This is a genomic window from Sphingobacterium sp. (genome assembly GCF_032065005.1).
GTDB lineage: Bacteria > Bacteroidota > Bacteroidia > Sphingobacteriales > Sphingobacteriaceae > Sphingobacterium.
The window spans coordinates 386898-413143 of the sequence record NZ_DAMBMM010000001.1 but is presented as its reverse complement, the minus strand read 5'-3'; the positions used below and the strand labels follow the sequence as shown (position 1 = coordinate 413143).

At 39.4% G+C, this 26246-nt stretch carries 18 protein-coding genes and 1 pseudogene; 8 read left to right on the top strand and 11 right to left on the bottom strand.

The window, feature by feature from the left end; all coding sequences use genetic code 11:
• Positions 1-145 precede the first annotated feature (145 nt).
• The gene (locus tag RT138_RS01735; protein ID WP_313189260.1) at positions 146-1132 is read left to right on the top strand and encodes a lipoate--protein ligase; all 987 of its coding nucleotides are present in this window, start codon (positions 146-148) and stop codon (positions 1130-1132) included.
• A gap of 80 nt (positions 1133-1212) precedes the next feature.
• Positions 1213-1419 (top strand): hypothetical protein, encoded by a 207-nt coding sequence (locus RT138_RS01730; protein WP_313189259.1) that lies wholly within the window; start codon positions 1213-1215, stop codon positions 1417-1419.
• Positions 1420-1562: 143 nt separating this feature from the next.
• On the opposite strand, the gene RT138_RS01725 is transcribed toward RT138_RS01730, so the two are convergent.
• From RT138_RS01725 to RT138_RS01715, 3 genes are all read right to left on the bottom strand, one after another.
• Positions 1563-4088, bottom strand: a complete 2526-nt coding sequence (locus RT138_RS01725; protein WP_313189258.1) for a tetratricopeptide repeat protein — start codon at positions 4086-4088, stop codon at positions 1563-1565.
• Between the two features lie 279 nt (positions 4089-4367).
• A complete protein-coding gene (locus RT138_RS01720) occupies positions 4368-5129 on the bottom strand; it encodes a TIGR03915 family putative DNA repair protein (RefSeq protein ID WP_313189257.1) in 762 nt (253 codons plus the stop codon).
• Positions 5129-6382 (bottom strand): putative DNA modification/repair radical SAM protein, encoded by a 1254-nt coding sequence (locus RT138_RS01715; protein WP_313189256.1) that lies wholly within the window; start codon positions 6380-6382, stop codon positions 5129-5131. The genes RT138_RS01720 and RT138_RS01715 overlap by 1 nt, the downstream gene beginning before the upstream one ends.
• Before the next feature lie 126 nt (positions 6383-6508).
• Here RT138_RS01715 and RT138_RS01710 point away from each other — a divergent pair, with 126 nt between their 5' ends.
• The 3 genes and pseudogenes from RT138_RS01710 to RT138_RS01705 all read left to right on the top strand — a co-directional run bounded on the left by RT138_RS01710 (position 6509) and on the right by RT138_RS01705 (position 9521).
• Positions 6509-7015, top strand: a complete 507-nt coding sequence (locus RT138_RS01710) for a pyridoxamine 5'-phosphate oxidase family protein (RefSeq protein ID WP_313189255.1) — start codon at positions 6509-6511, stop codon at positions 7013-7015.
• 301 nt (positions 7016-7316) lie between these two features.
• Positions 7317-7646 (top strand): annotated as a pseudogene (locus tag RT138_RS18845) (hypothetical protein); the annotation flags it as partial.
• Positions 7647-7703: 57 nt separating this feature from the next.
• Positions 7704-9521 (top strand): ATP-binding protein, encoded by a 1818-nt coding sequence (locus RT138_RS01705; protein WP_313189254.1) that lies wholly within the window; start codon positions 7704-7706, stop codon positions 9519-9521.
• Positions 9522-9667: 146 nt separating this feature from the next.
• Here RT138_RS01705 and RT138_RS01700 read toward each other — a convergent pair whose 3' ends face one another.
• From RT138_RS01700 to RT138_RS01690, 3 genes are all read right to left on the bottom strand, one after another.
• Positions 9668-10141 carry a hypothetical protein gene (locus tag RT138_RS01700; RefSeq protein ID WP_313189253.1) on the bottom strand — a complete coding sequence of 158 codons (474 nt, stop codon included), beginning with the start codon at positions 10139-10141 and terminating at the stop codon, positions 9668-9670.
• Positions 10142-10356: 215 nt separating this feature from the next.
• Complete coding sequence (locus RT138_RS01695) at positions 10357-14337, bottom strand: LamG-like jellyroll fold domain-containing protein (protein WP_313189252.1); 3981 nt, start codon at positions 14335-14337, stop codon at positions 10357-10359.
• 240 nt (positions 14338-14577) lie between these two features.
• On the bottom strand, positions 14578-15702 hold the full coding sequence (locus RT138_RS01690) for a hypothetical protein (protein ID WP_313189251.1): 1125 nt from the start codon (positions 15700-15702) through the stop codon (positions 14578-14580).
• A gap of 212 nt (positions 15703-15914) precedes the next feature.
• Between RT138_RS01690 and RT138_RS01685 the strand changes: the two genes are divergently transcribed.
• Together RT138_RS01685 and RT138_RS01680 are read left to right on the top strand one after the other, a co-directional pair.
• The gene (locus RT138_RS01685) at positions 15915-16760 is read left to right on the top strand and encodes an SLC13 family permease (protein WP_313189250.1); all 846 of its coding nucleotides are present in this window, start codon (positions 15915-15917) and stop codon (positions 16758-16760) included.
• Complete coding sequence (locus tag RT138_RS01680; protein ID WP_313189249.1) at positions 16748-17209, top strand: TRAP transporter large permease subunit; 462 nt, start codon at positions 16748-16750, stop codon at positions 17207-17209. Before RT138_RS01685 ends, RT138_RS01680 begins: the two co-directional genes overlap by 13 nt.
• A gap of 109 nt (positions 17210-17318) precedes the next feature.
• Here RT138_RS01680 and RT138_RS01675 read toward each other — a convergent pair whose 3' ends face one another.
• Positions 17319-17843 (bottom strand): hypothetical protein, encoded by a 525-nt coding sequence (locus tag RT138_RS01675; RefSeq protein WP_313189248.1) that lies wholly within the window; start codon positions 17841-17843, stop codon positions 17319-17321.
• Between the two features lie 225 nt (positions 17844-18068).
• Between RT138_RS01675 and RT138_RS01670 the strand changes: the two genes are divergently transcribed.
• Complete coding sequence (locus RT138_RS01670) at positions 18069-18629, top strand: hypothetical protein (RefSeq protein ID WP_313189247.1); 561 nt, start codon at positions 18069-18071, stop codon at positions 18627-18629.
• Positions 18630-18712: 83 nt separating this feature from the next.
• Here the strand turns inward: RT138_RS01670 and RT138_RS01665 are convergent, their stop codons facing one another.
• The 4 genes from RT138_RS01665 to RT138_RS01650 form a co-directional block, all read right to left on the bottom strand.
• Positions 18713-19681 (bottom strand): discoidin domain-containing protein, encoded by a 969-nt coding sequence (locus RT138_RS01665; protein WP_313189246.1) that lies wholly within the window; start codon positions 19679-19681, stop codon positions 18713-18715.
• 11 nt (positions 19682-19692) lie between these two features.
• Positions 19693-21522: a RagB/SusD family nutrient uptake outer membrane protein gene (locus RT138_RS01660; RefSeq protein WP_313189245.1), complete on the bottom strand. Its 1830-nt coding sequence runs from the start codon at positions 21520-21522 to the stop codon at positions 19693-19695.
• Between the two features lie 8 nt (positions 21523-21530).
• A complete protein-coding gene (locus RT138_RS01655) occupies positions 21531-24698 on the bottom strand; it encodes a TonB-dependent receptor (protein WP_313189244.1) in 3168 nt (1055 codons plus the stop codon).
• A gap of 447 nt (positions 24699-25145) precedes the next feature.
• Positions 25146-26240 carry a dipeptidase gene (locus RT138_RS01650; protein WP_313189243.1) on the bottom strand — a complete coding sequence of 365 codons (1095 nt, stop codon included), beginning with the start codon at positions 26238-26240 and terminating at the stop codon, positions 25146-25148.
• Positions 26241-26246 lie beyond the last annotated feature (6 nt).

Sequence of the window (26246 nt, the reverse complement as noted above, 5' to 3'; positions counted from 1 at the left end):
GTAGAAAAATATTTCACCCCATCTAGGGGTTATCTAAACAAACTTATACCTCCTCAATCATTTCATAAAAAATTGGGAGCTTGCCGTCAGGCAAATCCCCAATCCTTAAAATTTTCAGTAGCTTTGATTTTATCCTATAAAAAATATGTTACTTATCGATTCATCTTCTACTGATGCATATTTCAACATTGCGCTAGAAGAATATTTACTTTACAAATACCCCACTGAGCCTATATTTCTATTGTACATCAATGCTCCTGCAATCATTGTGGGAAAGTTCCAGAACACGTTAGCAGAGATCAATCTAGAATATGTTCAGGAGAATGGTATTAAAGTGGTACGGAGGATGTCTGGTGGTGGTGCGGTGTACCATGACTTAGGGAACCTGAATTTTTCTTTCCATACTAAATTAATTGAAGAAGAGTTTATGGACTTTGCGAAATTTACTCAGCCGGTACTCAACGTACTACATCAGTTTGGTATCCCTGGTCGCTTGGAAGGTCGTAATGACCTATTGGTGGATGGCAAGAAGTTCAGTGGGAATGCAAAGCTTGCCAAAGCTGGTAAGATGATCCAACATGGCACCATATTGTTTGATTCGGAGATGAGTATCTTGGCAGATGCGTTGAAGATAAATCCATTAAAGTATCAGGATAAGGCTGTAAAATCAAATCGTTCTCGGGTAATAAACCTGAAGGAGTATTTGCCCGATCAAGTGAGCATAGATCATATAAAGCAAGCCTTAATCGATCAGATGATGATTGATAATCCGCAGGCGAGCATATATGAGTTGACCGATGAAGACGTGAAAGCTGTAGAAAAGTTAATCGCTGAAAAATATGGTACTTGGGATTGGAACTTTGGTTTTTCGCCCATGTATAACTTTAAGAATGCAATCAAAGTACCATCAGGTTTTATAGAGCTCCACATGGATGTTTTACAGGGCGGAGTGATCAATGCGGTTAAGATATTCGGAGATTTCTTTGCGTCTAAACCTATTGAAGAATTGGAAAACAAGCTTGTTGGAATCAATCACAATGAAGATGATATTCGATTAACTTTAAATTCTGTTGATCTTACAGCATATTTTGGTAAGGTGACGGTGGATGAAATCATCTCTATATTTAGGTAGTTGGTATGCTTGGCTGTGGCAACGAGAATTTATGATTCAAATCAATACAATGTATTTTAATAACAGCAAAAATATTTTATATGGAAATAAAGATAATAACAGGCAGCGTTGATGTTCATGCCAATGAAAAAAATACGGGTGGAAAAAAAATAGAGGAAAAGATAAAAACCTACATAGAGGAAAATAATATCAAGGACATAAAAAATGTGCTTCCTGTTCAGGTTCAATGGGTAAAAGATACCAATGCCTATTACACGCTTTTTTATTCCGTTACATTAATCCTTTAATAAAAATTTGAGGACAATGTATTGAAATAACTTCATGTATTGAAGCCTTAAAATAGAGAAAGCCGTTCAGTATCCTGAACGGCTTTCTCTATTATTGATCATTAGCTAAGAACACCAAAGGTCCTTAACTAAATCTCTAACTGTTATTTCTTTTTCAATTTCTGCAAACGATCCTTTGCTTCAGGGATGATATCATCATCACCTTCGTAATTTTCGATTACACTCTCCAAGGTACTTCTAGCCTGAACAGCATCGCCTTTACGGGCATAGGTGTCTGCAAGCAGAATAAAGCTTTTTGCAACCCAATAATCATTGTTATCCATGTTATTGATTACATCAAAGGCAGATTCCTGTGCTTTTGTGTATTGTTTCTTGGCATATTGCAATTCAGCTACACGGTACCTAGCTTCTGCACTGGCTGTAGCCTTACTTTTCAGTGCTGCCAGATTCAGCTCCTTCAGTGCAGACTCTGCATTCCCTTCCTTTTCATAGGCTTTGGCGCTATAAAGGTGGGCGGTTGCAATTTCCGCTTCGGTTGCCTTATTGTAATTCTTGATCAGCTCCACATAATTCTGCATCTGCTCATAATCACCGATTTCATAATAACAGATCATCAGGTTGGTAATGGCATAGCCATAGTTATCCTTATAATCTGAATTGAGTTCCAGTTTTTTGAGGTGCACGATAGCTTCGTTGTATTCCTTCAGTTTCAGGTACAGCGCAGCGACAGTCATCAAGGTTTTTTCGGTGTACTGGCTTGTCCAGTCGTTCAAGATGATGTTTAGGTCATGCAATGCTTCCTCAGGACGGTTCGTATGGTATAAACTCACCCCTCTGATGTATCGAGCATGTTTCTCTTGCCTAGGTTTCGGAAATTTATCAAAATAGGCATTGATGGCTTCCACAGCTGGGCCATATTGTCCTCTGTTGAATAAGGTATTACCGGCTTGAAAAGCTAGGTTATCCTGCTCCGCTGGACTTAGGTCAGTGATATTCGTACTGGTGGCATATTGGATATAACTGGTAGCATCACCTTGATCCAGATATATATTTTCTATGGATAGCAAGGCTTGTGAGGCCTCACTGGTTTTAGAGTAATCCTTTACAATTTTCTGAAAGGTAGCCATCGCAGCTTCGGAATCGTCTTTATTGTATTGGACAAGACCAATGGTCATCAACGCTCTCGGAACATAGCTGCTACGTGGATATTTTTCGATCATCTTCTGCAAACCTTCGATTGCAACATCGTATTCACCTTTCACGAAATAGATATACGGGATTTCAAAGGCCACATCATCTGCATAATTGGATCCTGGGAATTTCTCCACTACTGAACGCAAAGTATTGAGCTTGGCTTCATTGTCGCCCTGCAATCCTTGGATAATACCATGTTGGAACAAGGCATAATCCTGATTTGGAGCCTTTTCATCGATCAATTGATCGTAGTATTCATTGGCTTTGCCATAGTTTCGCATGGACAGATAAGAATCCCCTAATCGTGCAATCACATCAAATCGGGTGTTTTTATCCAATCCCCCGCCTTCATATGCAAGAAAGCGTTCAAAGTACTGCGCCGCCACACTATATCTGTTGATACGGAATGCCGAGTATGCCAAGGCATAGTTTGCATAATTGTAAACAGAGGTTTGCTTGGCAACAGGTAACTGAAGGAATTTGGTGAAGTTATCAACCGCTTCACCGTATTTACGGACCTCATACATGGCTTCTGCCTTCCAATAAGTAGCTAATGCTGCCATTTCGGTATCAAACGGGTATTTTTCGGAACGCATGAACATGGAAATACTGTTCTCAAAGGCACGCTCATTGTAAAACTCCAATCCTCTGTAATAGGTTATCTTCTGGTAGACCCTATCGGCAACCTCTTCCCTATTGTCGAATGATTCCAACAGGTAAACAGCAACCTGAAAATTGCTGGATCCCGCCAAAACCTTAGCCATCCTTACTTCTGTAGTCTCTGAACCTTTCTCCTCTTTGTCAAGATTGTCATAGGTCATTTGAATAAATTGCTGGAGTGGAACTAATGATGCTTGGACAGAGTCCAGATCATATAAGATTTTAGCGTAGTTATATAGCGCATCTGCCTTTAGATCTTCGTCGAAACTAAGTCTTGAAGCTTTATAGAATGCGTCACGAGCGCCTTGTTTATCGCCGCTTTCTTGAGCCATATAGCCTAAGGCGATAATGGAACTTTGATAAAAAGCATCTCCCGGCTCTACCTTTTTCAGAATGGAAGTCGCTCTTTCAAATTCCTTACCCCTATAGGCAATAATACCGATTCTGTTGTTGTCTATATTGCTGCCCTTAGCATTAGGATACTTCTGCGGCAGAGGAAAGTGATATGGCTCCTTGAAACCATTCTTCTTAAAATACATCCCCGCTGCAATCTGGCGAAGTTCGACCTCTAAAGCTTTCCGGTCGATGTTCATCTCCGGACTCCGACGCATCTTTACAGCATCCGCCAACATTGGACGGTAATCCCTAACCACCTCAATGGAATCCATGTCCTGTGGTTTCGTCCTTTCCAATGGTTTAGTAGGCACCTGCTCCTTCTTCTCTTCTTGCGCATAGCCTGCCACCAGCATAACGGAAAACGTTCCGGTAAGTATATATTTTAAGTAATTATTGCGAATCCTCTGTTTAAGTATCATTGTTCGTCCGTATTTCATAGCTTTCCCAAACATTCTTTCCTGATGGAAATAATAATGATTTATGTTCTCCCCCTAGAGTGTGATATCCAAAACTAAAAAATTCCTATCACAATCAAGTGGATTGTCAGGAAATAGGCAAACTCAATGCCAATATATTTACATATATTGATTATTAATGCGACAAAGATTTTAATGGTCTTTCGGGAATTGCTATCCTATTTAAAATAGCTGAAAATCAATCATTACTAGACTTTTATTTTGACATGGTATTAACAGATCTTAAACCTTTTTTTCCACTAAGTACTTCCAATATCTTTTGGGTACATGCCTGATGTGAAGTTTAAGGTTTTTGCGTGCTTCTATATTGGTACTTTTGAAATAGGTACTCCAAAGATGTTGATATTCCAATTCTTTAGCGTCGATGTTCAATTCGAGTTCATATGGATTAGGAATGGTATCGTTAATATTACCGGAAACTTCATTGATTTCATTGGCTGAATAATGAAAACCGTAATTCCTCCTTAGATCATATATTAACCAATCTTGGTCGGCATATCTGTTTTTAAAAAATTCGACAATCAACGGGAGCACATTAAAATCTGGTTCAACCACGGCTGTATATAAACCATCGGCTGATTTCACGAAACGAATAAAAGCTTTCATTCGATGTCTTTCGCGACTCACTTTTTTTAGCGTTTGATGAAGCCGAAGTATACTAGGGTCGCCAAAATTGCGTAGATCTAGTTTCTTCTTTTTAAAGAGTTCGATAATAAGCTGGAAAGCATTGAGCCATTCTACAGGGGAATCAGACAAGAAATTATGATAAAACAAGTTTAGATTTTTCCTTTCCACGACCTTTTCCATAGCAGAGAGAACCCTATTATACTTTAAGGGGTCTGTATCAATAGTCCTGTATTCAGGAAACAAGGTACTTTCCATCAAGGATTCCGTTATGGGAACAGCATGAAATTCTTTTCTTTCAAAAGCTTCAAAAACACAGCAGAGATAGCCGGTATAGCTACCATCAAAAATATAATGCATTAAAATAAACTTAATTGGGACATAGAACTGAATTCTTTATTTTGGCTTTCGGGCCCCTGGATTGCCTTTCTAATAGCATCTGGATAAATAAACCCTTGAGTGACCAATGTGTCTTGGCACTGCATAAAATATTTGGCTCGATTAAATGCAATACCCATTTTCTTCAATTGATATTCTTTTAGTTTTCCATATTTCCTGGCTTGAATAATCTTTGCTGCAGATTGCCTACCCACTCCTGGAATTCGAATAATCCAATTGTAGGGTGCAGAATTAATATCCACTGGAAAAAACTGCGGATTCCTTAAAGCCCAGGCTAATTTGGGATCAATTCCCAATTCCAGGTTCTGGTGTTTGCTGTTGAGTATTTCATTTAATGAAAAACCATAAAAGCGCAATAGCCAATCGGTCTGGTACAGCCTGTTTTCACGCTGCAAGGGTGGTGCTGTTCCGACCTGAGGCAGCATGCTATTCGTAGAATTAATTGGGATATACCCAGAATAATAAACCCTTTTTAAGTTGTAGTCCTTATAAAATTCATTTGCTGTTTGCATGATCTGTAGGTCACTCTCTGCTGTTGCACCAATAACCATTTGTGTGCTTTGACCGGCAGGTACAAATAATGGAACTTTTTTGAATGATTTTTTATCCCGTTCTATAGTTTTTATTTCATCCTTCACAATAGCCAATGGTTCTTTTACGGACTGATGGTCTTTTTCTGGAGCTACCAATTTAAGGCCTGCCTCTGTAGGGATCTCCAGATTGACACTCATCCGGTCCACATAGAGCCCAGCTTCTTTAAGAAGAGATTCACTCGCTCCTGGTATTGCCTTTAAATGGATGTAACCATGAAAACGTTCTTCTGTTCTCAGTTTTTTAACAACCAACATCAACCTCTCCATGGTGTAATCTGCAGACTTAAAGATCCCTGAGCTCAGGAACAACCCTTCAATGTAATTTCTACGATAGAAGTTCATGGTAAGATCTACAACCTCTTTTACTGAAAAAGAAGCTCGCTGAATATCATTGCTACGCCTGCTCACACAGAATGAACAATCATAGATACAATAGTTAGTCATCAGGATTTTTAATAGTGAGACACAACGGCCATCTTCCGTATAAGTATGGCAGATCCCACTTGCTGAAGAATCTCCAATCCCTCCTGTATTTCGTCTTTTGCCCCCACTCGAACTACAACTTACATCGTATTTCGCTGCATCAGCTAAAATATTCAGCTTATCATCAAATCCAAACATTCGCTTTACCCTTTCTTGGAAACAAATTTACTAATATTTTTAGTAAAATATGCAAGCAACTTTTGAAATAGAACTTATATCGGAACAATTAGCGTCGATAGCTGTTGAATATTAAAACGAATAGTTATGGCACAAGAAAACTTAAATAATCAAGAAGCGATAGAAAAATTGAAATCCATAGTCGATCAAATAGATATTGGCATATTATGTTCTTTCAACGAAAATTCTGATTATCCGCATGCAGTTCCGATGAGTAGGCAGGAAGTGGATAAGGAAGGAAATATTTGGTATATCTGTTCAGCAGAAAGTGATACCTATAAAAATCTGGATAAATCTCCTCTAGTATCTGTACTGTATTCAGATCCCAAAAACTTTACTTTCTTAAGTATCAATGGAAAGGTTATTCTTACAAGAGATCAACAAAGAATTGATAGATATTGGAACAAAATGATGGAGGGATGGTTTGAAAAGGGAAAAGAAGATCCAAATATTCGGTTAATAAAGGTTCTACCTGCCGATGCACACTATTGGGATTCTGATACCAATATGATCCTTACCCTAGTTAAAATGGTAAGAAACTCAATATCCGGAAACAACGAAAGCATCGGTAAAGAGGGAGATCTCAATATTTAAATCCATAGAGCCAAGAATAATCCTTGGCTCAATTTTTTCGATCAATTCCACCTAGGATTAACTTCTTTCGTTCTCCGCTGTATTCCCCTTCATTCAAGGTATTTTCTCCTTCCTTAAAAAAAGACTTGCTCCTACAGACACTTTTTTGAAGTCTATACCGTCATTAACAAAAACATATTTCATTAATAAAATTGAATCCTTAGTTAGATTAAATATTTTCTTATTACTTTGCAACATATTGGTCTTTATTTGACCAGTAAATTCCTATTAGATTTCCCAAGATTTAGTAAGCTATTAATAAATGAATGTAATGAGGTGTGAAGATGAAAAAATACAATTTCTTGGTACAATCCAGGATGTAGGATTTTTTATAGTACTCAATAAGGATGGTACGGTAAAGGCGTATAGTGAAAATAGCCGCCAAATATTTCCGGATATAGCCTTTAATAAAACTATTGACTCCCTCTGTAAAGACTTCTTCCTGTCTGACCCCATTTGTAAAGCAAACATTCATAATGAATTAAAAGAATTAAACCATGGTTCTGTTTCAAAAAGAAATACCAGTCTTGTTGAAATTGGAAACAAGCATTACTATTTAAGCTTATTCAAATTTGAGGATTCTCTTTATTTAGAATTCGAAATATGTCGAAATAGAGCTCACAATATTAACTGGATTTTAAACAATAAAATGATTGAAATCCAAGAAGAGGACGAACAGGTTTGGGCCACACTGACCAAAGTGATCTCCGATCAACTCCACTTTGACCGAGTGATGGTATACCGGTTTAATGAAGATAAAAGTGGTGTTGTAGTTGCTGAATCCTTAGGTAATACCAAGCTGGAATCGTACTTAGGATTAAACTATCCTGAATTTGATATCCCTAGGCAAGCTCGGGAACTCTACAAGAAAAAACATTGCAGATTTATCGTCGACACCGAAGATCCAGGCTCTACTATCCTTTCTGAAAATCCAGAAGAAATTGACCTTAGTGGGGTTTCTATACGAAAACTGTCCCCTATCCATCTTCAATATCTAAAAAATGCAGGGTTTCGTTCCAGCATTAGCTTTTCCATCATCATACAAGATGAACTCTGGGGCTTAGTATGTTGTCAGAACGAAAGTCCCGCACATATTGACCTAACCATACGTGACTTTGCCTTATTGGCTACCAATTTTGCTGCAAATAAATTCCAGCGTTTAGAGGAGAAAGCAAAGACGCAATATTTAAGGGAAGTACAGCAGATTGAACTCGTCATGAAGGAAAAGATCTTGCTAAAGAAAAAAGTCTTTCCTGAATTAAAGAATTTCGCCAATTCCTTACTGGAATTCTTAGAATCTGATGGAATTGCTATTGGTTATGAAGGATCCATTTATCTGGAAGGATTTCACCCTAACAAGGAAGTGCTCAGGTCTCAACTATCCCAAATTACAAGCTTAGCTCAAGACCATGTTTTTCTTACCCATTCCCTATCAGACTATCCAGAAATATTCGAGGCATTCGAAAAGGACATTGTAGGCATTGCATTTGCCGAAGTTGATATCCAAAAGGATTTTTTTATCATTTGGTTCAGAAAAGAAATCGTGGTTGAAAGGTCGTGGGCCGGAAAACCCGAAAAACATTTTGAACATGATAACGATACCCATATTCTAAAACCTTCTCCTAGAACATCCTTTGATGTATGGAAAGATCAGGTCAGAGGGACTTCTAAAAAATGGAGTTCTAAGGATATACATTTTATTTCAAGGATAAGGGAACTATTGCGCGATTCCATCCTTCAAAAATCCGGAGAAATAGAATCGCTCAATAAACAGCTTATTGAAATGAATAATGCCTTAGATACCTATGCCTATACCATCAGTCATGATTTAAAAAATCCACTTTCAGCCATTAAGGTGTCAACAGAATTCTTACAATATAGGCAGGATGTCAAACCAGATATGTTGAAGAAAATGACCACTAATATTTTAGATTCCGTGGATATAATCCTCAATATGCTCGATAAAATCCATCAATTTTCAAAGGCAAGTTCCTTTAAGTTTACAAGAGAGACCATTGACCCAGAATCTTTTGTTCAGGAAATCATAGATGTCAGCAAACAACGATTTGGTTCCAATAACGTACAGGTCGAGGTCAAGCAATTACTACCAGTTTTTGGAGAAAAGACTTTGCTTTACCAATTGTTCCTAAACTTAATTGGAAATGCCATCAAGTACTCTTCCAAATCTCAATCGGCTTTGGTAATGATAGACTCCCTTCAGACAGACAATGGCGTGATCTATACCATTAAGGACAATGGGATAGGCATTGCAGAGGAAGAATTGAAAACCATCTATGAAATGTTCAAGAGAATGTCCAATGCCAAAGGGTTTGAGGGATCTGGTGTAGGGATGGCAATCGTAAAGAGAATTACGGATAAATTAGGGATAGATATTACGATCAAAAGTAAAATTGGAGAAGGAACAATCATTAAATTAATGTTTCCTAACCAACCTATTGGACAGTAAGGGATTACCTTTTGATGTATCCCCATGTAAGACAGTATTTCTATCCAGAAAACACCATGGGGTATCTATAAGATATAAAAGGATAACAATAAATAAAATAGCCCCGACCTAAAGGTCGGGGCCATTTTATTTCACTTAATAATAACCTACTTATTGTATTTTGCTTCGAAGGCATCTGAAGCCTTGTTCACATTATTCGCAGCATCCTCAAACGCTTTATTGATATCATCCAATAACTTGGTTTCCGTAGCTGGATCTTCAACATTGTTCTTACGGATTTCGATCAATTTAGGATAAGCATCCGTTACGATTTTTTGGTATCCCTTTAAGCCATCCACGACAGCTTTCTGAAATTCACCGTCTCCGTTAAAATCACCAAGATCTTCTACTTTTTTGATATCAGCAGTTAATGCTTTTTCCCATTCTGCACGTACGGTTTCTGCTTTGGCATAATCCGCCGAGGTCATTGCTGAGTTCATATTGGCAATATGTGACTCATTCTCATTGATCACAGTAATGATTGAATTGTTGTACTCCGCTGCATTCTTCGAGCTAGATCCACAACTTCCTAGGGTCAATGCGCCTAATACGGCTAGGCATGCAAAAGATTTTCTTATCATAATATGCTTTTTTATTTTTTACTTGTTTTCAAATCCAATAGTGAAACATACTTTCAAATTGTTATTACAAATTTATTCCAAAAACAAGTGCATACCTATAGCTGAAATCAGGGATTTTTTAATAATACTTTAATTATTCAACTGCCAACCCGTCAATCAGGCCAAAAACCTTAATAATATGACTTCAAAATCAATCTTTTTGCCACTGATTTTTGCTAGTAAGCTATAGAATCCAATTGAAAGTTCATATCCTTCCAATTACTCATGGCAAATACCAAGTCAGCATCGGCTTGAACCTGTATGCTCTTCATCAGTTGCGATTTTATAGCTTTTGTAGCATCCATTACGGTAGCTTCAACAGATACCTCGGAAATCATCTTTGGATTAGCAAATCGACAGAAGCTTAAGTCGGGAGCCAAGGTCATGTCCACATCTTCGGTTTCATGCAATTGCAATCCCTTTATGCTGATACTTCGGATTTCATTTTCAATGACCCTAGAAAAGGTCAGTCCCAATGGTTTATTCCTTTGGCTCTTTAGCCTAATCTGAGTAGCATCTGCATTGACCATCAAGATATCGCGTTCATCCTTCTTGGTTTCTATGTTTTCCAGCTTTATCATCGCTCCATCCGGCATGATACTATTGTACGTATAGCTGCCATTTGCAGTGCCTTTGATATTGCGGGTCAAGCTCTGTCCAAATGGCAACAAATAAGCCCCAGGGATAAGATAACAAGGATGACTGTTTGGAATATCACTAAACAGCTTTCCATCAAAGTTACCGGTCTTTCTACCTTCAGCATCGGTAACTTCTATATCCGCTGGGCTCAACAAAAAGTCTAAAATAAAAGTGCTCAGCCCAAAAGGTCCAGAAAACGGCATGTCATGATCCGCTAGATTATAGGCTCCATTGCTCATCGTAGCTAAGGTAATACCGTTACTTAAAGTGAAGCCCGCCTTCTTGTTGTAGCTATATCGCAATTCTCCATCTTCTAAAGAAAAAGTTAGGAAACAATCTTCATTATCATGGTTATTGCAATCCCATACTTTTAGCTGTACGCCATCCAAGCTGTTGATCGTTGTTTTTCCATCAGCCGAAAGCTGCGCTCCGGGATGATTGTCAGGATAAATAAATTTATATGGGAAGATACAATGGGAATCACTCAACTTATCAAAATAACCACTATCCCAAACCTCACCCGAAGGAACAAAAAACAACATTGGTGAATTATTTCGGTCACATCCTTTCAAGAAGGTGGTTTCAATCTGCCTTATGGCAGTTTCAATATTCTTACCTGCCCTTCTTCCACAATCATGAAAATAAAGCAAAGATTCCTTGCTCAATAACTTGCCATGTATACCGGTAAGTTCAGTCATAATATCTGCCTGCGGAATGGTGGAGATATTATTGTTTTCATTGAACAGGTTATCGGCAACCTTGGCCGACATCGATGTACAGAATCCAGTAGCTAATCCACCATCTCCCTTCCCTTTCAGGAAGTAATAATAAAAGGCGTAAAATGCGGCGGTAAGGATAGGATGTCCAAATATTGGGTCGATCGTCTCATGCCAAACTTCTGAACTTCCGAAGGTTGCCTTAAAGGTGTCCCAACTTGGCTTACCGATGTTAGGATTATGGAATCCTAAATTGTTGTGTCCATATTTAAAGCGAATTTCAAGAATACCTTTCACCTTGGCAACACGGATATTACTGCGCATACCATCAGGATTCTGAACTTGAAGAGATTTTTCACTTCCCACCTGCATTCCTTCATCGACTCCTACCATGGTAAAACTCAGTTTTTTTCCAGCATTCGAAACCGTGGTAGGTAGACTCTGACCATTGACCAATATCGCTGCTCCATCCAAAAATGCTTTTCCTGTGACCTCCACCAAAGAACCTGGAATCAGTCCGTTTACAAACTCATCCAGTTGAGGTTTGATCCGAACGATGATGCGATTACTTTCCTGATTATCTGAGGCTCTCCTAAAAAATATCACCTTGGCCCCACCCTTCGCATCGGCTGGCATGGTCACCTCCATTGTACCATCAGGAAGCAGGTTTTTCGCCAAGGTTACAGTTCCATCATAAATAAAGGTATCAGCACTCGTAAAGACATTACCTTTGAGGATTATTTTATCACCTGGAAACACTTCATAGGTGCTTGCGGAAGTAATAAATGGCAGGGTCATCTGTTCATCCCAATCAGCTTGAGTGAATTGGAAAAAATCATTTTCCCCATCCTGCCCAATATATTGGCCCAAGGGACCATCAAAACCACGTTGTCCTTTCGCTCCCGTATCTCCTGCCCTGGCACCATGACAATCCTCTCCATTTCCTGGTCTACCACCCTGTCCACCATCACCACCCTCCGCTCCGGGACCTCCAAAACCTGCCTGCCCACCTTGGTTTTTCCATTTAAAACTTTGTTGGGTAACAGATTGTTCCAAAGTTCCTATAAGTACGCCGATGGAAATATTACCGGCATTCCCTCCTCCTCCACCAATTCCCCCATTTCCACCGTTGCCACCGTCTCCACCGCGACCACCATTGCCCCCTTCACTATAGCAAGAACCCCAAAACCACGCTTTTCCATATCGTCCACCTTCTCCATTGCCACCATTTCCACCGCGTTGTCCCTGACCCCCTTGAATACCGTTTTCACCATTCAAATCTATATTTGGAAGATTCTTCAAATCCTTTACCCATAATTTTAAATTGGGTGCATTTCTGCCTGCCGCTCCATTTTGCCCAACCATGCCATCAGCTCCACGACCACCTCGCCGTCCGGTATGGTTATCATAGTCCCGACTCCGTGGTGAACGGTTATAATTTGGTAAACCATTCAAATAAGGATCATCCGTGCGTGCCGGAGTAAATCCACCAGGTCTTTTCCAAATAATCCATGCATCCGGCCCACAGATCAACTCTTCCGCATATATCGTTAGAGTCTCCACATCAGCAGAAACCTCCAAATGCACATTGGTTAAATCAATCTTTTTGGCAATGATGACCGTCTCCCTTTGCCCGATTACAGATGGGCCTCCCATGACCTGATAACCTTCCGTCAAAGTAGGCCATAATGAAGGATTTATCGCTTCAAAGGTTTTCCTGAAATCGGTCTTGTTAGCTAATTCTATTTTTCCATCGGTTTCCTTAAAAAGATCCTTCCACTTTATCCCTATGGGCTGTGGATTGGTAGTGCCTAAATTAATACTTCTCCTCCTGGTTCCTCCTCGCCCAAGTATTTTAGGGACTGTAGTTTTCTTGATATCGAAATGTTTGAAGCTCTTGGCATTCCCCAATTTATTATTCAACATATCCACTTTGGAGGTAATGGTTGCCGAATTGAAGGCCTCTGATACAGACTCCCATCTAATCGAGTCTAAAATAGATCTCTTTCTCCCAATCAATACATCGCCTGGCTTAACACTTTTACTGCCTTCCAGCTTCAAGGTACCCAAATCATCGATAGACTTAATCCCTAAGGACTGCATGACCTGCTTGATCCTTTTTAACTGACTTCTTCCTTCATTAAAATCTATATGGACTAGGATATTTTGAATATCTAAAGCTGATTTAATCTTTTGCGAAATGATGCTCACCTCTTTTGCCCTTTCCTGCAGCAAGCTTGAGCTAATCGCACCATTTTCCATTTCTAATTTAGCAATACTCCCTTTGAAAGAACTGGCAGAACCATTAAAGGAACCCCCTAAACGGAATTGCTGTTTGCCCCAATTATTTATTTTGCCCATATTGGCATCAGAGGCCACAACTTTCCCGTTGACTTCCAATTCAGCCTTTCCATCGGCATATTTTAACACGCGGATGGTACTAGCCCTACCTTCTGGCATTGGTTCGGAACTCATTAAGCTTTTCACGCCTTGATCACTTTCCATTTCAGTGACCAAATTTCCGTTAGGATCCAAATAAAGAGAGATCGGTTTGCCCTCACTCTCAAAAATCATCTGTTTATTTCCATTTACCTGGTCTGGAGTAACCTCCAATGTCAAGGTAAATTCATTGAGCTGATCTTCCGGTATATCTAATTCCATGTCTACATGCGAATCAGAAAGCTTCATAGTCGTCCCTTCCAAGGCAACATCTCCCACTGTTTTCCAATTCAGATTTTTGAGCGCTCCGGTATCAGGAAGTATCTGACCTTCCCTAACCTTAAATGAAAACAAGTTTTCCATGATAATTTTGTTTAATTAGTAGTAAGAACCAAATTATCTATTGATAAAAATGGAACCTTAAAACTACTGGTTAAACAGCAGCAAAAACCTGATTATGAGTGAATAGCAACCATGAATGAGTGAAGTGGCAAAAATACTTAGGGAATGATACAACAAATTGAAATACAGCGCATTACCTATATTAATCTATTTGTAATCAAGAAGAAACAAATAAAAAGATTCAAGTAAATAATCATGATTTTATTCCAACAAAACCACATCCTTTCGAGGCTTCAGCAATAAGATACTTTCCTCATTCAAATTCCTTTTCAACTCCTCATTTTCATGCTCATCCAAATGTTGGTATTGAAGTTTAAATTGTTTGCTATTATTTCCAAATCGCCATTCCATAATCTTGCATTTACAGGCTGCATTGTCCTGTGTATTTTTGATTTCCGACAAGCGTCCATCATCTGCCAACTTTTTATATAGATTGCGTATGGCAATGATTTCATCCCTATTGTCTGATTCAAAGCTCCAGGTTGCAGACAATGCAAGCATACTCCTATTCAAGCTATCCAATCTTGCCAAGGAATGACTTGGCGACAGGACTTCCCCATTTTTCTTTCGCTTCACATAACTATGGATCGACACGACCGACGGCGAATTGTAGACCATATAGCCATAATGATTGATATTAGCTCCATGACGAATAAATTCAAACCTACCGTCATGGTACTTCACCTCGACGATATTGTTAACAAATTGACGGAACCGTCCCGGTTCATTGGATCTAGCTTGAGGCGCTCCAGTATAGTACAGCCATATGCCAGATAAGGCTTTTATTTCAGCCGATGTAGGTCTATAAGCAGTTTCAATTTCCTTATTTCCACCAAATTGAAGTATTGTAATTCCTAATATCAGGATAAGGACAAAACTCGATACAAGTAGGATGATTAGCCTTTTAGACTTCAGCAGCAAATTTCTTTGATGCAAAGACCTGCGAGTATCCCTTGCTGCACCTTGATTTTCTCGAAATGCTCCAGCCCCTTTGCCCGTAAGATAAATTAAACATGCATCGATCAGATATGGTCGAGGCTTATTGACGATCCCAAAGTATGCATCTTTCAATTGACCACCGGTAATATCATATTTTCGATTTGGATATCTTAGGTTAGCCTGCATATCTTCTTCATATTCCTCATGCAACAGATCCGATGAGGTATACGGCAATTGTTTGCTGATTTCACTCAAGACCTTGGCCAATTTCACATAATTTTCCCTATTGGTATTTTTATTGATGATATCGCCGGTATCTTTTTCATACTTTTCAATCACCCGTTCAATCAAATCAATCAAATCATCCTTGTTAGATAAAATCGCCATACATTTTTGATTATTAAGCCCTTAGTTCTTTCGGAAATATTTCGGAAAGCCAATTCCAGCTTTAGGAATCATTCCGAAACCCTTATTTCCATTTATTTCCTGGATAGATCATTAATTTGCAACCCAATTGTAAAGATAAATATTTTATCAATGATTAATTTTTTGTTTCTTAAAATATATCTTCCTAAATAATCAATTAAAATAAATCTGGTATGCTAAGTATTATTGGCTTGATAACAATCCTGGTAATTGTTATTCTTTTGATGGGTAAGCGGTTTTCTCCCATTGTCGTTCTGAGTATTGTCCCGCTATTGGCTGCACTGCTGGCAGGATTTTCCCAAAGTGAAATTGCAACCTTCTATACCGAGGGAATCAATAAGGTAACTGGGATTGCTGTCATGTTTATTTTTGCAATTCTCTTTTTTGGGATCTTGCAAGATATCGGATTTTTCGATCCACTTATAAATTTTGTCCTGAAAAAAACGGGTTCCAATCCGATAGCCATCACTTGCGGTACGGTTATAATAGCTGCGATAGCCCATATTGACGGTTCTGGAGCTTCAACTTTCCTATTAACGATCCCTCCTTTGCTCCCCATCTATCAACGCCTAAAAATGAGCCCCCATTTGCTGCTCCTGTTGGTTGGTTTAAGTGCTGGAGTCATGAACCTTATTCCTTGGGCAGGACCAATGGGCCGTGCCGGAATTGTTCTGGAAATGGATCCCTTTGAATTATGGAAACCTTTGATTCCCATACAGATCATGGGCTTATTGCTAGTCCTGATGATGGCCATTTATTTTGGTTGGCGAGAGAAAGTGAAGAACAATGGAAAATTGGTTGATCTAACCCTTGAAGAAGCAAATCCTGAAATAAAGGAACATAGCACACATATAGACAAAGAACATATTAAACCCCTTTGGATAAACAGTCTGATTGCTCTATTTATCTTCATATTATTGTTCTCCGGGATATTGCCACCAGGATTAATATTTATGTTGGGATGCAGTATCATCCTCTTTTTAAACTTTCCCAAAAAAATCAACAGATGCAACGGATAAAAGCCCATGCTCCCAATGCCTTATTAATGGCCTCCATCATTATTGTTGCCGGTTCTTTTATGGGTATCCTCAGCGAAAGTGGAATGCTGGAATCCATTGCCAATGATCTTGTGAAAGTCTTACCAAAACAGGCCGTTCCCAATCTACATTATATCATCGCCTTTCTCGGCGTCCCAATTGAACTCTTGCTCAGTACAGATGCGACCTATTTTGCTCTATTTCCTGTTATCGAACAGATCGTATCGGAATATGGAGTCGATAGCAGCAGGGCAATCCAGTTTATGATGGTAGGAAATATTGTAGGTACATTTATTTGCCCATTTGCACCAGCCGTTTGGTTGGCAGTGGGATTAGCCAATGTGGAACTAGGAAAATATATCAAATATGCTTTCTTCTGGGTATGGGCTTTTGGACTGGTCTTGTTGCTCATTATGTACTTATGGATGTAGATATAAATCAGAACCATCCTGAAATAATTCTATCCCATACGAAAAATGGATCTCTATCGGTTATTATTCCGATAGAGATCCATCCCTCTGGTCAATCCATAAATACCTTTTATTCCACCCTCAATCCATATTTATTTATCATTTTATTTAGCCAAGCATCCTTTTCCTCAAAAGTGGAAAGCGTACCTTCTTCATCGTTTTGCTCCAAACTTTCTATGATTTCATCAACGTATTTCAAATCCAGCGCTTTGGCCACCTTACGGATTTCATCGTCCTCCCATTCGTTTTCCCACCAAAAAGAAACCTCGTCCAACCATATCCCATCCCAGGTATAGGCATGTGGATTTTCTATTCCTTGCTCCAAATCATAAAGAATAAATCCTGATCGCGAAACATCATAAGCCAATATCTGTGAACTATTGAATTCTAAAATTGGCATAAATCGTTCCACATGATAGATTTCTCGTCCTTCCTCACTTAATACAAAAATCGAATCAGGTTTATGATAATTATATTTCATCAGTTCATCTATCTCCGGATCTGAAATATTCTCATTGAAAATTTCTGAAACCAATGCCGGTAATTTAAGCGATTTGATCAATTCTAAGGATTCCTTTTCCAATCTGTTTTCCATAGTAAACTAGCTAGTGTGTTAATATTAAATCGTTATCAAGCATAAAATAATCATTTATGTTCAATTTATTGGATTTTAAGTAAATATTAACGGCTGTCTCAGCGCGTCATTACGACTTTCTCCACCTAGATTAGCAAAATGCTAGACAATTAAAAAAACACTAAATTTTTAATAACATTTTAACTATTACGAAACAATAACATATTTTTGCACAAACTTTTTGAAATGAAATATATCCTCATCTTTATATTATTCTTTATCAGCTCCTTAACTTATGGCCAAAATCTTTCACTTGAGCAAATCATTATGCTTAAAAAGATGAATGCTGACCAAAGCAAAAATTATCTTCAGAAGAAAAACTGGAAAATAGTAACCTTAACCAAAGAACAAGAAAACATTTTAATGGTATTGACCTATAAACCAGAAAATGACTCTGAGTATATGGCCAATAAAATTGGAGGATTCGCCAAAAGTCACTTTACCAAGAAAAATGAAGAGACAAGAATATATCTTTTAATCACGCCTCAAAAAGTTATAAAAAGTATCTCCATGGATATCTATAACCCTCAAATCTTTAAAAAATACCGTTTAAAATTAAAATCTAACAAGTACTATTTATCGGATAACTACTTTAGGGGTGAGAAGATGATACAACTTTATAAAGGAAAATCCAGTGTAATCCATATAGTGACAACAAAAGTAAGAAAGGCCAATTACCAAAAAATTAATCTATGGAAATTCAGCATTCTGTCCAAGGATTACTATTACGACAACTTTGCAGACTGAAGGGATAAAAAATGGCCGTTTATTGCTAAACGACCATAACCTAATTAATCTAATAATTATCTAAACTTAACTAACGCTCTTCCTTAATACCCAATTACATCAATTTCAGCAAGATGAGTGGATGCTTGATTGTTGAAATTATCCTTAATATTGATCTTGATCTTTTTCAGGTATTGCGCTGGAACTGCAAATTTCTGCATCTCGATTTCTGTTCTTTCCATGACTTGATCAGCAGCCAGGGTTTTCCAAGTGGTTCCATCGGTGCTACCTAAAATATCAAAAGTTTTAAAGCCATTGGTATTATTCTGCCTTCTGGTCAAACCAATCTGAGTGACATACAGATCTTCCTTGAAATCAACCTCTACCCAATGCGGGAACTTAGGTTCACTTCCTTGCCATTGCGTATGCCAGAACGTATTGATGCTGTTATCAACCACAAATTTTACCTTACCATTTGATTCCCCCTCTCCAGTCAGCTCCTCAGAATCTGCCTTAGCCTCCCATTTTGCTTTTGGAAGAACCTTCTCCACTACCGCTGCATAATATAGAATGGTTTTCCCAGTAGGGAAAAAGGAATATCCTTGATCATTCGTGGCCGTTAGAGCCAACATATATTCCTTGCTCAGATCAAACTTCTTAGGATTGTAGGTCAGTGTCAGATATTCAGAACTGGTCTTCCCCTTCGGGATCACGACAGACTCCTTATCGATATTGAAACTTCCTGCAGGAAATGGCAATAGCAACTCCTGTCCATTGATTTCACGGATCTTATTGACACTGTCCAAGGCTTTTTGGTCTTGGGCAAAGCTTACACGCAGATCTTCAGCTGGTAAACCTACGCCACCATAATTAACCCTAAACTGGTCCTTTCTTTCATCGATCTGAGGAAAAAGTACAAGGTCTTGTCTGCCATCAGTAGCCTTCTGTACATTTAACTTAGCTTCTTCTCGGGTATCGTTCAATTCTTCATAGGTTGGAATGTCTTCCTTACAGGAAACCATGGCCAATAACCCTATACAGATTGCAATAAATGATTTATTATTCTTTTTCATAAATTTCATGATTAATAGCCTGGAATCTGTACCAATTGTTTATTACGGTCAATTTCCATTTGATGCCAAGGCATAAAGTAATTTTTGTCCTCCCATGGTGCTCTCAATACTGCTGGCACTCGTTTATGGAAATCAGGATTATTGATAGCCGAACCTTTGGTCATATCCATACCTTCATAATTTCCACCTTGTCTGTAACCATCTTGGTCAGCAACTTTCCATCTTCTTACATCAAAATAACGCTTTCCTTCAAAACACAACTCAACTCTACGCTCCGTACGGATCTCCTGTCTTACTCGCGCTTGTGATAGACCTGATGTCAAGGCTGGAAGTCCACCTCTGGTTCTTACCTTATTCAAGTAAACCAATACATCTGGATGGTTAGGTTGTGCTTCATTCAATGCCTCAGCATAATTTAGATAAAGCTCCGATAACCTGATCAACATGGCTGCACGGTTAGTGGCATTCGATGGGTCCACAGAAAATGATGGGTGAATGTTCTTTCTAGCGGTATAACCTGTTTTAGGCCAATCCCTAGGGGCACCATTTTTACCTGAGTTACCTGTTGCGAAAAACTCTACCCATTTCATCCCTGATTTTGGAGCTCCTGGAATCAATGATCCATTAAAAGTGATGTAGGAATAGAACCTTGGCTCTCGGTCCATATACATTTTATTGGTTCCTTCTGCATAGTATCTAGTCTCTGCACTGGAATAGGTATTTTCGTTATACGTGCTGCTTTGTTGGATAGTCTGTCCATTTTGCATCCTGAAATCATCCACTAACTCTTGAACAACGGCCAATCCATTGTAAGCTGTACCCGAGATCGCTCTTGGCGAAGCATGGATTTCCCATTGGTAGCGGTTGGTATTTGGACGCATCCAAATTCCTTCTTTTTGGTACCCGTCCCAAAACACATCTCTAGTGGAAAGAAAAGCTGTTTCAAAATCGTTGGCACCCGTTTTTACAAATAAGGCCTTACCATTCGCTTCAGCTAGATCTATTGCCACTTTTGCTTGGGTAGCTGCCTTTTGCCAACGTGAAGCATCATAAGTAGGATTGATCAATTGCTTTCCATCTAAGTTTCTCCAATTGGCCATAGCCGTATTACCGTTATAAAGCGGACTGGCATGGAACAATAGGATTTCAGATTTTACAGCTTCAGCGACCATTTTATTGATTCGACCTAATTGTGTACCATCCGCTGTAGTTGTTCCCATTTGGAAATGTTCAACTGGAAGGTCTTTGATCGATTCATCTATCTGTGCAATAACAAAAGCAACCGACTCATCCCAAGAACTTCTAGGAATCTGATAATTCTCTCCAGCAGCATCTTCGCTGATCAAAGGGAGGATGACCGCCGGTCCATGCATTTTCATTACCGACCAGTAATAAAAAGCTCTTAAGAATTTCGCCTCCGCTTTATATTCTTTCACCAGTGTAGCACCATTCTCTGCTGACAATAGTTCTGTACAGCGGTCAACATTATCTATGAAAATCTGAGCCTGTCTGATTTTATTGTAATAAGTGACATACATGGTATTTACATTATCAGCTGATAATGCTCCTGAATTCGCTGGGAATTCCTGCCAATTGGATACATCCATTTCATCAGTGATCGCTGACCAGAAGAACGAGTAAGGCTGATTCCAAACATCTTGGATCGGAGAATACAGACCTCCCCAATAGTTTTCTGTTTGAGCACGGTTGGAAAAAATGGTTTCAATATTCAATAGGTTGTCCGGTTGTGCATCGAAGAACTTATCGTTGCAACTGTTCATGGACATCGTCGTTGCAGCAAGCAACAACATGCACGTAATTTTTTTATAATTGATTTTCATGGCTGTTCTTATTTAAAATTTAGTCTTATCCCCATATTGTAAACTCGTGTAATAGGATAAGCCGCTCCTCTACCATCTCCCATTTCTGGATCCCAGAAATCCCAGTTTGAAATCGTGAACAAATTGGTTCCATTCAGATAGATCCGGAACTTAGAAACACCAATTTTATCCAACCAAGATCTGTCGGTAAAGTTGTAACCAAATTCGGCTTGCTTCAAGCGAATGAAATCCGAACGGTGCAACCAATATGTACTTCCATAATAGTTGGTCGTAACGGTTTCATTAGTCGATAATCTTGGGTATAAAGTTTCTTTATCAGGGTTATTTGGATCCCAACGGTCTAATAGATTGGTGTACATGTTTCCGTAAGTCGCACCTTGCGAGAACGGAGTCACCGCAAAACCACTTGCATAGTTAAGATCCACCAAACCAGAGCCTTGGAAGAATAAGCTCATATCAAATCCCTTAAATCCTCCACCTAATGTAATACCATAAGTCAGCAATGGAGTTGATCCATAACCAATGGCCGTTTGATCATTGGAGTTAATGATTCCATCACCATTTAAATCCTTGTATCTGATATCCCCTACGCGTACATCACCTGCTTGAGATGCTGAGTTTGCAATTTCCTCATCCGTCTTGAATAAACCTTGATCAATGTATCCGAAACGTTGAGAGATACGGTGACCTTCTCTGTTCAGGTACGGGAATGCCCATGGTGGTAAGTTATCTTTCACAGCACGGTTAGAGTTATAGTTCATAGTACCTCTTGCCATAAAGAAACCATTGGTCATTTGCTTGTTGTACTCCAAGGTCAAGTCGATACCCTTATTGGCAGTCTCACCGATATTTTTGTAAGGAACGTTTCCAGAATTAAATCCCGATACATAAGGAATATCCAATCCTTGCATCAAGATACCTTCTCTATCTTCCTTGAATAACTCAGCAATGAATTGCAATTCGCTATTGAATAGGTTGATCTCGAATCCGATATTATGTCTGTAGGAAGTTTCCCAAGTTACATCGCCACGCATCAAGGATTCTACATAACCCGTAAATCCTCTTTGAGATCCTGGAATACCAAAATTATAGGAACCACCTTCTTGAGCAAATCTTGTTAGGTACAAGAAACGGTTTCCAGTATTCGAGTTCCCTGAAGATCCATAGGAGTAACGCAATTTCAAGTGATCGATATGGTCCTTTAATGGTTCAAAGAATTCCTCATTCGAAATCACCCAGCCTAAACCTACGGAAGAGAATAGACCAAAACGGTTATTGGGCGTAAAGTTGTCTGATCCAGAATAAGAGAAGTTGGATTCAAATAGGTATTTTCTGTTGTAAGCATAAGTTGCTCTTCCCACCAATGCTCTATTTCTGTAAGGAATAGCCGCTTGATACGAACCTACATTGGAAGCCGCATCTGAGAAATCGGTTTGGTTGAACAACAATAAACCGCCAACTTCATGGTCTCCAAATGCACGGTTATAGTTCAATGAAGCTTCAGCATATAGACGACGGGTTGATGATCTTCCCAATCCAAAGTTTAAGTCTGGAGATCCTGCATCCGTCAAGTTCAAGATCAGGTTGCCTTCATCATCTCTTCCTTCAGCAAAATAAGACGGCAGGTTTCTCACCCTGGAAAGAACGGATTGAACCGTAGCATCAAATGCGAATAACCCATTAGCACTCAAACCTTCCGTTAAAAACCCTAATTGTTGGGTCAATCTCAGGTTGGAACGAACCACGTTATCATATCTGTTATTGATACCCGATTGGGTCAAAGCCTTAAATGGGTTTTCTGTTGCACCCTTCACAAATGGCCATGAGCCATCCGAATATTGAACTGGAATTACATGTGGTGAGGTCTGCGTCGCCAAAGCGAAAATATAGTCCCTACCCCTTGCCGGTTCATTATAGTTTTTCAAGAAACCATTGATACCAAAATCAATCTTGGTATTTGGGGTTACATTGACGGTCAAATTACTGGTGAAGTTAAATCGATCTTCTTTCAATGCTGAATTGTAGGTGTCAATATCTTCAGTCCTGAACTGACCGGTTTCGTTGTAATAGCCTAAAGACAGATAATACTGGGCAATATCTGCACCACCGGTAATATTTACGTTTGCTCTGTTATTGGTTGCATTATTCTTGAAAAGCACATCGTACCAATCCACATTTGGATATAGATCTGGATCGGCACCAGTTCTGTGCAATTCAATCCTTTCTGGAGTATAGAAAGGTTGTTTACCACGCATGGTCAAACCTTCATTGAACAATTCCATAAAGGTCGGTCCATCTACGAAATCAGGCAGGTAGGTAAATCCTGTGATCCCCTGTTGCAGTTCGGCAGAAATGGAAGGTTTACCAGCCTTACCTTTACGGGTATTGATGATAATTACCCCATTCGCACCTCTCGTACCGTAAACAGCAGTAGCGGTTGCATCCTTCAGGATGGTGAAACTTTCAATGTCCTCTGGATCGATATTGTTGATATCACGATCTGGAACTCCGTCGACGATCAATAATGGTGACTGTGGTGAACTCGCAAAGGTCGATACCCCCCTCACAAACAGGTTTGCACCACCAGAACCAGGACCTCCACTGCGTTGCGTCGCAACAACCCCAGCCAAACGACCGGCAATAGCTGTCGTTAAGTTAGCAACCGGGACCTTTAGCTCTTCTCTCTTGATAGTCGCTTGCGAACCCACATTACTCTCTTTCTTCTGCGTACCGAATCCGACAACAACAACTTCATCGATTCCTGCCAGATCCTCGTTTAAAGTTACTGTAATGTCCTTTTCATTCTCTGTAAGTGGAACCTCCAAGAATTCAAATCCTACCAATTTGAAAACAAGGGTAGCATCTGATGGGACCTCAGCAACAAACCTACCATTGGCATCGGTAGAAGTCAGCGCTTTGGTCTGTCCTTTTACGGAGATGGTTACCCCTTGCAAAAGATTACCATTGGCATCCTTCACCGTTCCTGTGTAAACGGTCTGCTGTTGGGCGATCATGGTTACGGCTGGAAATTCCGAAATGTTTGTGGCACCTAAAACATCAACTGGACACATCGATGAAATCAATAAGGTTGCTACGGAAACCTGACCCCATTTTGGGACAAGCTTAAAAACATTGGACATAGGTTTTTTAATAGGTTGACCCTTTTTCATGTTCATAGTTAGCGGTTAGTAAAATTGATTATTGGGGTAATGATAAGAGTTAATTAGAGGAAAAAAAACAGCAATCGTTTGCGTAAATTTTTAACGAAATCAGGAATTTTCATTAAAAATTTAAATCAATAAAAATACATAACCCTGTTTTTAACGTGCTAAAACCATTATTTCAGGCTATAACTAATATTAACCCTGCGTTAATAACATTTTTGTTACACAATTTATTATGTATAACATGTCATGAAAATCAATAAAAATTTGGGTTGTGCATTCGGGCAATGTTCGAGACTCATTCGAGCCATATTCGGAAAATTCGGAATGTGTCTCGAATGAGGTCGATATCAGGTTAGATAAAAATCGCTAAACCGGAAAGGATGAAATTTTAAGGAAAAATGGGGGGCAAAAAATGTAAATTGTAAGGGGTTTATTAAAATATTTTTTGAACCAGGATTAAAGGGATTCGGGGTTCAAACTCCCCCTCATAAACCTCAACCAATTGCCGTTTGCAATCTTCTGTATATCTTCCTCCGCATAGCCTCTATTTCTTAAGATTGGGAATATTTTTTGGATATCGGCAATGGTTTCCAGCTCATAGGGACATTGTTCTCTTCCAAATGCGCCATCCAAATCACTACCTACTGCTACATGGTTGGTATTGCCGGCAATCTGACAGATATGGTCGATATTGTTGGCCATGATCTCCATATTGCAGCCTGTTCCTTTTGGAGTAGATGTTCCCCGTATCCAATTGGGGACCATCATCCAGGCGTCCAGTGCTACGCCAATGACCGCATTTCTATCAACCAGCGCCTTGATCATATCATCAGAAAATTGGCGATTGTGATCAACAAACGTCCGACAGTTGTTGTGACTGGCCCATACGGGCCCTTTATATCGTTCTAAAGCATCCCAAAACGCATCGTCATTGAGATGGGTTGCATCAAGGATCATGTGGAGGTTGTCCATTTCCCTGAGCAAGGAAATGCCATCATGATTCAACTTTCCACTGGAATCGGTACCATTGGCATACCGACCTGGTCCATAATGGGCAGGACCCAGCGCACGAAGACCATAATCGTATGCCTTTTCAAGATAGGACAGGTTAACGATGGAATCAGCACCTTCCAGACTAAGGATATAACCGATGGTTTTTTTCACATCACCCTTACTATCATTCCAATATGCAAAATGGGCATCCAGTTCTGATTTTGTCCGGATCATTTTTAGCTGCCCATCCTCTTCCATTGCTTTGTACCAAGCTAATTGCCCTTGAGTTTGTGCCCATGCCTGTTCGGGAGATAACCATCCTGGAAGAACACTGCCATGCTCTACATACCTTGCAATCTGGGTGGCTACGACCAGACCTATGTTGCCTTTTCGAAGTTCATCGAAAGTGACGGTTGCTTTGCCGCGATCTGGTTTATCGACCATCCCCTCTTCCCTCCGGTTCAACTCTGAAATGGGGATCCGGAGATCACGATTCCATTCCATCGCATTCATGCTTAGATCAAGGTGACCATCGATCAAAAAAGGCTGTACATCCATAATATC

Excerpts from the sequence above, each read along its gene's own strand:
- RT138_RS01700 (WP_313189253.1), bottom strand. The coding sequence starts at position 10,141 with ATGATAAGAAAATCTTTTGCATGCCTAGCCGTATTAGGCGCATTGACC.
- RT138_RS01710 (WP_313189255.1), top strand. The coding sequence starts at position 6,509 with ATGGCACAAGAAAACTTAAATAATCAAGAAGCGATAGAAAAATTGAAA.
- RT138_RS01715 (WP_313189256.1), bottom strand. The coding sequence starts at position 6,382 with ATGTTTGGATTTGATGATAAGCTGAATATTTTAGCTGATGCAGCGAAA.
- RT138_RS01725 (WP_313189258.1), bottom strand. The coding sequence starts at position 4,088 with ATGATACTTAAACAGAGGATTCGCAATAATTACTTAAAATATATACTT.
- RT138_RS01660 (WP_313189245.1), bottom strand. The coding sequence starts at position 21,522 with ATGAAAATCAATTATAAAAAAATTACGTGCATGTTGTTGCTTGCTGCA.
- RT138_RS01655 (WP_313189244.1), bottom strand. The coding sequence starts at position 24,698 with ATGAACATGAAAAAGGGTCAACCTATTAAAAAACCTATGTCCAATGTT.
- RT138_RS01685 (WP_313189250.1), top strand. The coding sequence starts at position 15,915 with ATGCTAAGTATTATTGGCTTGATAACAATCCTGGTAATTGTTATTCTT.
- RT138_RS01670 (WP_313189247.1), top strand. The coding sequence starts at position 18,069 with ATGAAATATATCCTCATCTTTATATTATTCTTTATCAGCTCCTTAACT.
- RT138_RS01720 (WP_313189257.1), bottom strand. The coding sequence starts at position 5,129 with ATGCATTATATTTTTGATGGTAGCTATACCGGCTATCTCTGCTGTGTT.
- RT138_RS01695 (WP_313189252.1), bottom strand. The coding sequence starts at position 14,337 with ATGGAAAACTTGTTTTCATTTAAGGTTAGGGAAGGTCAGATACTTCCT.
- RT138_RS01650 (WP_313189243.1), bottom strand. The coding sequence starts at position 26,240 with ATGGATGTACAGCCTTTTTTGATCGATGGTCACCTTGATCTAAGCATG.
- RT138_RS01665 (WP_313189246.1), bottom strand. The coding sequence starts at position 19,681 with ATGAAAAAGAATAATAAATCATTTATTGCAATCTGTATAGGGTTATTG.
- RT138_RS01730 (WP_313189259.1), top strand. The coding sequence starts at position 1,213 with ATGGAAATAAAGATAATAACAGGCAGCGTTGATGTTCATGCCAATGAA.
- RT138_RS01705 (WP_313189254.1), top strand. The coding sequence starts at position 7,704 with ATGATTGAAATCCAAGAAGAGGACGAACAGGTTTGGGCCACACTGACC.
- RT138_RS01675 (WP_313189248.1), bottom strand. The coding sequence starts at position 17,843 with ATGGAAAACAGATTGGAAAAGGAATCCTTAGAATTGATCAAATCGCTT.
- RT138_RS01690 (WP_313189251.1), bottom strand. The coding sequence starts at position 15,702 with ATGGCGATTTTATCTAACAAGGATGATTTGATTGATTTGATTGAACGG.
- RT138_RS01735 (WP_313189260.1), top strand. The coding sequence starts at position 146 with ATGTTACTTATCGATTCATCTTCTACTGATGCATATTTCAACATTGCG.
- RT138_RS01680 (WP_313189249.1), top strand. The coding sequence starts at position 16,748 with ATGCAACGGATAAAAGCCCATGCTCCCAATGCCTTATTAATGGCCTCC.